The sequence below is a fragment of the Vibrio sp. 1249-1 genome (assembly GCF_033340495.1).
Genome location: NZ_JAWOWJ010000140.1, coordinates 1 through 1,061 on the forward strand (window position 1 = coordinate 1; position 1,061 = coordinate 1,061).

At 46.3% G+C, this 1,061-nt stretch carries 1 protein-coding gene and 1 pseudogene; both read left to right on the forward strand.

Annotation, left to right across the window (positions count from 1 at the left end; translation table 11 throughout):
- Positions 1-9: 9 nt before the first annotated feature.
- Entirely contained in the window at positions 10-891 is an 882-nt protein-coding gene (locus R7Z50_RS24815) for a lytic transglycosylase domain-containing protein (RefSeq protein ID WP_411979511.1), read from the forward strand.
- A 14-nt stretch (positions 892-905) separates the two neighbouring features.
- Positions 906-1,061 (forward strand): annotated as a pseudogene (locus tag R7Z50_RS24820) (LysR family transcriptional regulator); the annotation flags it as partial.

Here is a 1,061-nt window from a genome sequence, read left to right on the forward strand (position 1 = left end):
TTAGATAAATTGCGTGCAGAAGCGCGTAACCAAGGTATCTCAGAGCAGGTAATCAGTGCCGCTTTCGCAAATGTTGAATACAAACCGAGAGCAGTAACAGCAGACCGCAACCAACCAGAGAAAAAACTGACGTTAGATGAATACATTCCTCGTGCAGTCCCTGAGTGGAAAGTAAAGCAAGCCAAAGCACTATACAAAGAGCACTATGCGGAGCTTAAGCGCATAGGCGATCAATACGGCGTGCAACCTCGCTTTATTGTTGCGCTCTGGGGTGTAGAAAGTAACTTTGGCAAGTTTACGGGTAACTTCCGCGTAATTGATGCGTTGTCGACGATGGCATTTGAAGGTCGTCGTGAAGAATTTTTCCGCAAAGAGACCATGGCGGCTCTGCAGATCCTTGATCAAGGCCATATCGAGCTAGATAATTTTAAAGGTTCTTGGGCTGGTGCGATGGGACAGTGTCAATTTATGCCAAGCTCTTTCCTACGTTTTGCCGCCGATGGTAACGGAGACGGAAAAAAAGACATCTGGCAATCAGAAGCGGATGTGTTTGCGTCTACCGCTAACTACTTGAGCGAGTCTGGCTGGGACGATAAGTTTACTTGGGGGCGCCAAGTGAAGGTGCCGAAAGGGATTGATCGTAGCCTAGAAGGACGCGGGGCAGAAAAAGGCAAATATCTTCAGGAGTGGAGTAAACTTGGCATCACGAAGTACGATGGCAGTCCATTACCTAAACTGAATGAAGATATCCAAGCATGGCTTATCATGCCTGACGATGAAAATGGTCGTACTTATCTGGTTTACAATAACTATAACGTACTGATGAAGTGGAACCGCTCTTACTACTTCGCGCTTGCCGTCAGCCATCTCGCTGATCGCATTTCATTCTAGTTCGTTAGTAAATACTGTTTTATAAGGGCTCTTCGGAGCCCTTTGTTTTTCCCACATTCTTATCGAGGTACTGCGTGTTATCTGAACGTGCTGCGCAAATGGTGATCTTTTCTGCATTGATCAAACATAAAAACTTTACTGCGGCGGCGAAAAGCCTTGGAGTGTCAGTA